The 7,768-nt window shown below is 58.4% G+C and carries 6 protein-coding genes; 2 read left to right on the top strand and 4 right to left on the bottom strand.

Annotated elements, in window-relative coordinates:
- Positions 1–406 precede the first annotated feature (406 nt).
- Positions 407–1,762 (top strand): sulfatase-like hydrolase/transferase, encoded by a 1,356-nt coding sequence (locus tag AB4043_RS08745; protein ID WP_442306873.1) that lies wholly within the window; start codon positions 407–409, stop codon positions 1,760–1,762.
- Positions 1,763–1,890: 128 nt separating this feature from the next.
- Here AB4043_RS08745 and AB4043_RS08740 read toward each other — a convergent pair whose 3' ends face one another.
- The 4 genes from AB4043_RS08740 to AB4043_RS08725 form a co-directional block, all read right to left on the bottom strand.
- Positions 1,891–2,415 (bottom strand): GNAT family N-acetyltransferase, encoded by a 525-nt coding sequence (locus AB4043_RS08740; protein WP_442299966.1) that lies wholly within the window; start codon positions 2,413–2,415, stop codon positions 1,891–1,893.
- Between the two features lie 80 nt (positions 2,416–2,495).
- Positions 2,496–3,458, bottom strand: coding sequence for a DMT family transporter (locus tag AB4043_RS08735; RefSeq protein ID WP_442299965.1), 963 nt, complete (start codon positions 3,456–3,458; stop codon positions 2,496–2,498).
- A gap of 74 nt (positions 3,459–3,532) precedes the next feature.
- Entirely contained in the window at positions 3,533–4,993 is a 1,461-nt protein-coding gene (locus AB4043_RS08730; protein ID WP_442299964.1) for a GHMP family kinase ATP-binding protein, read from the bottom strand.
- 42 nt (positions 4,994–5,035) lie between these two features.
- Positions 5,036–5,800, bottom strand: a complete 765-nt coding sequence (locus tag AB4043_RS08725; protein WP_442306872.1) for a DeoR/GlpR family DNA-binding transcription regulator — start codon at positions 5,798–5,800, stop codon at positions 5,036–5,038.
- Positions 5,801–6,065: 265 nt separating this feature from the next.
- On the opposite strand from AB4043_RS08725, the gene AB4043_RS08720 reads away from it, so the two are divergent.
- The coding region (locus AB4043_RS08720; RefSeq protein ID WP_442306871.1) for a carboxypeptidase regulatory-like domain-containing protein at positions 6,066–7,768 on the top strand (1,703 nt) is incomplete at its 3' end.

The raw sequence follows: 7,768 nt of genomic DNA, 5'->3' as shown, positions 1-7,768 counted from the left end.
CTTCGTCACTCGTCGTTCCAGTGGACCGGCCACAGTTCTCTTCTCATTCCTCGATCTCGAAAAAATCTGCTCCCGGCGCTGATGACAGGAGTTTGATGACACACCCTAGAGTTGGTAACGGCTTCCGGCCTGTCAAAAGGTTGTAGGGATCGCACTAGGCCTTCTGACTATATTGAAGCTCCAAGCGGGTTGCGGCTCTGGCGGGGCGGAGTGCCGAAGAGTACAGTGCGGGCATGCATCACCTGTATGACGGTAACCGCGGCTACTCGACAACACCTACAGGACAATTCCCACGAGAAAGAGGCGATGAAGACTTTACGCGAGTTACCCTTCGAGCTTTGGCGAGCCGATCCGCGTGAGCTGCAGGCGAGCCTCAAGTTCTACTTCCAAGGAGAAAGAAAGTCGCATGAATCGTCGCCAGTTCCTCCGCAACACCTCTGCTGCCGCCGGTGGGGCGGTCCTCGGCTCGGCTGCGTCTGTCACGGAAGCTCAGGGCCAGCGCACCGCAAGTTCTGCTCCGAAGTCGAAGCCGAACATCATCGTCTATCTCTCTGACCAGTTTCGCCGGGACTTTGTCGGTGTGAATGGGGCAAACAGCTCCACCCGCACACCGAATCTCGACGCCATGGCGCGCCGCGGCAAGAACTTCACCCCGGGCCTGAAGTCGGAGTTGCCCACACTCGCGGGAGAGCTTCGTAAGGCAGGCTATACCTCTAACCTGATCGGGAAGTGGCATCTCTCGCCTGCAGCCGCGGCACAGGGCGGTGGTCCCGGCTACGTTCCACCCGAGTATCGTGGCGGCTTTCTCGATCTGTGGGAGGGCGCTAACGCTCTCGAACACACCTCACACCCCTACTACGGCTCACTCTTCGACGGCGACGGGAAGGAGATCAAGTTCGAGAACCAATACCGCGTCGACTTCCTGACCGATCGCGCGGAGCGCTTCCTTCGCCAGAAGCATGACAAGCCCTTCTTCCTCTTCGTCTCGCAGCTTGAGCCGCACCAGCAGAACGACGAGAACCGCATGGTCGGCCCCAAGGGCTCGGCCGAGCGATTCATCAATGCCCATGTTCCGCCGGATCTTCGCGCCTTTCCGGGTGACTGGCACCAGCAACTGCCTGACTACTACGGCGCCTGCGAAAGCATTGATGCTTCCGTTGGCCGTCTGCGCAAGATACTGCAGGAGACCAACCAGGCCGACAATACCATCTTCGTCTTCATGAGCGACCATGGCTGCCACTTCATGACCCGCAACCAGGAGTACAAGCGGTCCACACACAACAGCTCGATCCGCATTCCGCTCATCATCGATGGTCCGGGGTTCAACGGAGCGCAGCAGATTCCCGAGCTCACGGGCATCATCAACATCGCTCCCACGCTGTTGGAAGCTGTGGGAGTGCAGGCGCCATCTACATGGAAGGGACGCAGCTTCCTGCCGTTGTTGAACGACACGGCGGYTCGCGAGGCCTGGCCGAATAAGGAACTGGTCCAGATCAGCGAGTCCATGACCGCCCGCGCGATCCGCACACCGGAGTGGACCTACTGTGTGGCTGACATCTCCGGAGCTAAAAAGTCTGAGAGCCCCACCTATCTCGAGTGGCAGCTCTATGACCAGCGCAACGATCCGCACGAGCTCACCAATCTTGCGGGCCGCAAGGAGTATGTAGAGAAGGCGAAGGAGCTCAGAGCGGAGCTGCAGAAGCTGCTCGAGTACGCCGGTGAAGGCTCACCGGAGATCAAACCGGCGACCCTCTATCCGTGACGACCGTGGCGATGGCCTATCCGGCAAGTTCCGGGTAGGCCATCCGCTCTATCGAACCTGTCACTGAGGATGGCATATTGCTCTGGGTTATGCAGAGAAGACCCGGTATTACGATCGAGGCCTGAGTTTCAAAGATTGAACGGCTGATAGACCTTGTCCAGATACCGTTCCATATACCAGTCAGGATGAGCCGCGAAGTGGAAGTCGAGGCCGAGATAGAAGCTCTGGGCGTCGTGGGTGATGAGCGAGACCCTCTTCAGCGATTTCAGATCTGGGTGCTCAAGGACAGAACGGATCAACCACGTCCCAAGGCCCTGCCGGCGGCGCTCTTCGACGATAAACACGTCGCAGAGATAGGCGTAGGTCACATAGTCGGTGATGATGCGCGCAATTCCGATCTGACGTCCTTCTTCCAGCAGTGAAAAGCAGATCGAATGACGCAGCGCGCGATGCAGTGACTCCGGTGTGAGATCAGCCCCCCACCATTTGGCTTCGGAGAGAAATCCGTAGACGGCCTCGGGATCCAGCGAGCTGGGATCGGTGGAGATGACAAATCGCCCCTTCTCCCTCCGAAAATAATTAACACTCTTCGTGCCTTCCTGCTGCGGAGAAAGGAGGTTTTCGATTTCGGGGTATGGCCGGTTAGCCCTCACAAAATAAGAGCATAGTCGTCTTTCCGTCGCTTGGGCGGAAGGATGTTAATTATTAACAATTGAGCCCCCGGCGGAATGCTCTAGATTGCGTAGTCGTAGCGGAAGAGAAGGAGGGTCGCAAAGAGCACGATTCCAGAGCCGAGCAGGGCGTGCGGAGCGATGCGCTCTCTCAAAATGCCGAAGGCCAGAGCCACACCGAAGATCGGCATCAGGTAGAGCGAAGCCGATGCGAGGATGGTGTCCACCGATTCGAGAGCGCGGAGGAAGAGCACCATCGAAACGCCGTAGAGGAAGATGGCGAGATAGCCGAATGCGCTCCACTGCGTCATGGTCAGATGAGACAGGTTACGCACCCAGTTGGGCTCCAGCAGAAAGAGCACGGGCAGGCTGAAGACCATCGTGGACAGGTAACTGAAGAACAGGGTCTCAAGTCCGTTGAAATATTCGAGAAGACGCTTGGAATACACGTTGTAAAACGCGGAGCCGAAGCAGCCGATGGCGATAAGCCAGTTGCCGGCGATCTCGTGGATGCGGGTGCCGGGACTGGTGGCCCGATGAATCGGTGACAGCAGGATGACTCCGGCAAATCCCATCAGCAGTGCGCTTACCCGAAGCAGGGAAAGCCGTTCCCGCAGCAACCAGACAGCAATGATGGCGCCAAAGATAGGAATCAGCAGGCTCAGGATGGCGCCATTGGAGGCGGTTGACCAGCTGACGCCCAGCGTCATCCCTACCTGAGCCATAAGCTGTCCGCAGATTCCGGCAAGAAAGAACTCGCGGCGGTGTCTCCAGGCAGCGCGAAATCGTTCCGTGAGGTTGCCATGGATGGCAAGCACTCCCAGCCCGAGAAGAGTGATGCAGTAGAGCGGGAAAAGCGCGATCGCCAAAGGGCCAAGAGTGCCGGAGAGCAGCTTCACCGCGACTCCCTGGCCGGCCCACAGGAGATTGGCGGTCAGCAACATCAGAATGGCGCCGAGAAATTGGCCTCGGCCGAAAGCGCGTGCTGGAGCATTTCTCCTGTAGGTGTAGTGTAGGGATTCCATAGTTTTGGGCGTTTTCCGCAATGAAAACGCCGTTGCACTCCACTTTCGGGATACCCAGCAACGGGAGAAATGCTCTAGCAACACACCCATCCCTTGCCGGCTTTGAACTGCAGCGTACGTAGACCGAAGGCGTCGGTCCCGTCGGAACTGCCTTCAAAGATGTGCGGGGTTGCGCCGCGGTCGAGAGCGTACTCTTCCGCGAGTCTGAGGATTTTTTTACGGTCCTCCGCGCGGCCAAGAATGGCGACGACGCCTCCGGCGCCTCCACCGGTCATCTTTGCCCCTGGAAAACCTGCCTTCAGCGCGCGGTTTACCAGGTCGTCGCACGCCTGCGATCCGAGTCCGCACTCGCTATAGGCATGGTGCGACTGGCAGAGGATCTTGCCGATCAACTGGAGATTGTTTTCCGATACATCCCATGCGGTGGCTTCGAATAGCGAACTCGCCATCCGCACCCGGAAATTTTCTTCGACGGCGTAGCGGACGGCCGCACGCACTGGATACTCCCGCGATGGCTCAATCGCCGTGAAGGGATCGATGTGTTCTTCGTAACGCTCAAGGAACTCATGGCCTGTAAGCGACTTGGGAAGCCAATGCTCATAGTACGTACGAAACACCGGGTGAGGCAGGTTGGAAAGATAGCCATTCCAGCGCGCATCAACCCAGCGTGGAATGCCTGAGCTTGCATCGGGGCTGACCGCAAGTCCCTCCTTCTTGCAGATCATGCGGTATCCCATGAACGCCGCGGCACGCGCAGCTTCGTAGGCCGCGCCAGTGGTGGAGCGAGGCGCTATCGAGTCGATGCCCCATATCCGAAGACCGTCGGGCAGAGCGATGGCAGGGGAGGGATGGCAGGGTTGGCAGAGTATGGGAAGGAGATGGCTGTCTCTGCCCAGCACAATCGCGGCCTGATCCATGATGCCGCACGCGGCTCCGGCGACAACGTTCTCAACCCATTGCCCCGCGGTTGCCAGGGCCACGGCACTCAGTGGAATGCCCCAGGCGGCAGAGATGGCTTTGAGGGCGGCGATGGTCAGCGCAGCCGAGGAACTGACTCCCTTGTTGGGAGGAAGGTCGGAATGGAGGAAGAGGTTGAGGCCGCCTGGTGCGTCCAGTGTCTCAGCTCCTTCGGACTGACTCTTGAGGAAGTAGACCGCTCCCAGGACATAACGTCCCCAGAAGCTGCCTTCCTCTGCGTTGCACATCGCCTGTATGGCATTCGCATCGGATAATTCGCTCAGGCTGAGGTCGAATTCTGTCTTCCAGCCATAGCGAGCGGCGCCGGGATTGAGCACATGCACGGTCTCGTCAGGGCGAGACTGGCAGGCCGCCCATACTGCCTCCCGCAACAGGCCCTGCAGGACCCCGCCACCGGTATAGTCGACGTTCCCGCCCATCACATCCAGCCGTCCAGGGGCGCGCGCAAGCAGGACTGGGGTTTCGGGCGTGAAGAAGTCGCGCGTTGTCGCAAGCGCTGCCGCGACATGTTCCTCAACACCGTGTGATTCCAGTTCGCTGGTTCGTGGCGATGGCATTCTGCCACAGGCTACCGAACCGCTGTACAAGGAACGTTAATATTAGGGCGTTGCGACTTGAACCTTCGTCATCTGTCCCAGGCGTGCCAGGTCCTCCGGCGAGATTCCCTTGTCCGTAAGAATCAGATCGCAGTCCTCGATACCACAGAGGCGATAGGTCGCCTCCGTTCCAATTTTGCTGCTGTCGACGACTAGGACTTTGCGTTTGCCGGCCTGCAGCAGCTCATGCTGCGCATCGGGATCGTGGACCATAACGCCCCGGCTGAATGAGACGGCCGCGGCGCCGAAGATCACGGTGTCGGCAAAGATCGAGGTCAGGCTTTTCGCGACCGCGTGTCCGATGAGGTCATGGCTGCTGGGACGGTACACCCCGCCGGTGAGTTCAACCCGAATGCCCTCGGCAGAGGTGAGTTCTTCCAGTGCCGCCAGGGAAAAGGTGAACACCACGACATTCCGGCGGGCGCGCAGCTCACGCGCGACGTGAAGCGTGGTGGTGCCGGAATCCAGCACCACGGATTCTCCGTCGCTCACCAGGGCTGCGGCGGCCGCACCGATGCTGCGCTTGGCGTGCGACATCTTCTCCAGGCGCTCGAAGAAGCTGCGCTCGGCTCCGCGCCAGTGCYCGATGCGGGCTCCACCTGGAATGCGGATGACCTGTCCGGCTTCGACCAGCTTTTGCAGATCGCGGCGTACGGTCATCTGCGAGACGTGAACACTCTCGGCGATCTCAGCGATGGACGCTGATGTGTTCATTTTTAACAACTGCACGATCGAATCAAGTCTTGAATGTTCAGCAGTTTCACTCATTCCGGTCTGGCAATCCTATGGGCGTCCGCACGATTATAGCGTGATCTGTGGGAATGGAATGCAAAGAGGAACAGGTGTGCCATCGATTAGGATGTGTTTTGTGTTGTGAAAATAATTCACATAATTTGGGATCGTTTTGTCACCTATTAACATCCGGTCGTTACTGTTCACATCATCGAGCCTGAATCTTCCCGCCTCTTCGAGAGCAGCGGGCCTTCTCCACGTTTCGCCTGCGATGACGAACACCGAAAGTTTTGGAGACTTTATGAACCGCACCATCTTTTTCTCCCATGTACTAGAGCATTTTCCCTGTTGCTGGGTATCCCGGCGCCGCTCCAGAGGAGACGGCAGGAGATCAGGGCTGCTCTTCGCCGCAGTGGCGCTGTGTTGCACGCTGTTGTTGAGTGGACCTGTCTTTGCGCAAACCTTCTATGCCTCGATCAGCGGCCTTGTTAAGGATGCGGACGGAGCCGTGATTCCCGACGTCGCCGTTACCGTGCATGAGAACAGCACGGCAACGGATTACAGGACGGTAACGAACAAGTCCGGAGCGTATCGTGTCTCCTTCTTGAAGCCGGGCAGCTATACGGTCCGCTTTGAGAGGAGCGGCTTTGCCCAGTACGTAACGAACGCGCAAAACCTGGTGTTGAACCAGGAACTTGTCGTCGACACGCTGCTCAAGCCCGGAGCCACCTCTGAAGTCGTCACGGTCACCGGTGATTCCAACACGCTGAACACCGTGAACGCGCAGATCGGCGGCGAGCTCAGCGGACAGGAACTGGTCGATCTGCCGGAGACGACGGGAAGCAAGGGCGCGAATGAGTTTCTGATCACAAAGACCTTCGCGGGCGCCTCCAGTACCAGCCAGGACTACTCCAATGTGAATAATCTTTCGCTGGGTGGTGGCAGGCCGGTCTCGAATCCCATCATCATCGATGGCCTGCCCAGCAACATGGGCGTCGATGGCACCTATGGTCTGATTCCTACGCCCGACTCAACAGAAGAGCTGCAGGTACTGACGTCGCCGTTCTCAGCCCAGTATGGCCAGACTGGCGGCGGCGCGATTCTTACGACCACGAAGTCCGGAACGGATAAGTTTCATGGTTCGGCCTTCGAGTCCTACAGCTCGCAGGCGCTGAATGCGCGCGGATACTTCACGGCTCCAAACGCGGTGATTCCGGCGCAGTCATTCAACTACTTCGGCGGCTCGCTGGGCGGACCGGTATGGCTTCCGCGGATCTTTGACGGACGCAAGCATCGGCTGTACTTCTTTACGGATTGGGAGAATACGCTGAATAACTCAGCGAGCACGTTGAACACCAACGTGCCCACAGTGGCCGAGCGCAATGGTGATTTCTCCGGACCTTCCGCGTTGGGCGGCGCTACGCCTACTGTCTACGATCCGAACACGACGGTCGTTGCCAACGGCAAGATCAGCAGGACCGCATTCAAAGGCAATATCATTCCCACCAATCGGCTTGATCCCGTGGGCATGAGCATCCTCTCCTTCTTCCCCCAGCCCAACTGCAGCTATACCGTCGGCGCTGTGACCAATAACTACTGCGTCAATCCTGTAGCTCACAGCAGCTATCTCTACAATGCGGACCGTGTCGACTTCAACGCTTCGGACTATGACCACATCTGGGCAAAGTTCTCGCGTGACGGGCCAACCAACCAGCCGGTTCAGTTCATTCCGAATGCGGCGAACACGTCCGCAATAAACGGTTGGGTTGACGATCATTATGAGATGTCCTGGAGCCATATCTTCTCTCCTCGTATTTCGAATGAGGCTCGTATCGGCTACGTCTCGGAAGAGAATTTCAGCCGCCCGCAGCCGGCTCCTGCTGAGATCGGTCTGAAAGGTGTCCCGCTAACGCAGTTTCCCAGCATCTCCACGACGCAGTTCGCCAGCTTCGGCGCAGGTTCTTATGCCAAGACGAGGGACGGTCACATCATTGTGAACGATGC

Origin of the sequence: Terriglobus sp. YAF25 (assembly GCF_052113305.1) — a bacterium.
In the GTDB taxonomy this organism is placed as follows: Bacteria; Acidobacteriota; Terriglobia; order Terriglobales; family Acidobacteriaceae; genus Terriglobus.
Note: the sequence above shows the minus strand (reverse complement) of the source record. Positions and strands in the feature narration are given on the sequence as shown.

Coding starts and splice junctions, on each gene's coding strand:
- AB4043_RS08730 (WP_442299964.1), bottom strand. CDS start 4,993: ATGCCATCGCCACGAACCAGCGAACTGGAATCACACGGTGTTGAGGAA.
- AB4043_RS08735 (WP_442299965.1), bottom strand. CDS start 3,458: ATGGAATCCCTACACTACACCTACAGGAGAAATGCTCCAGCACGCGCT.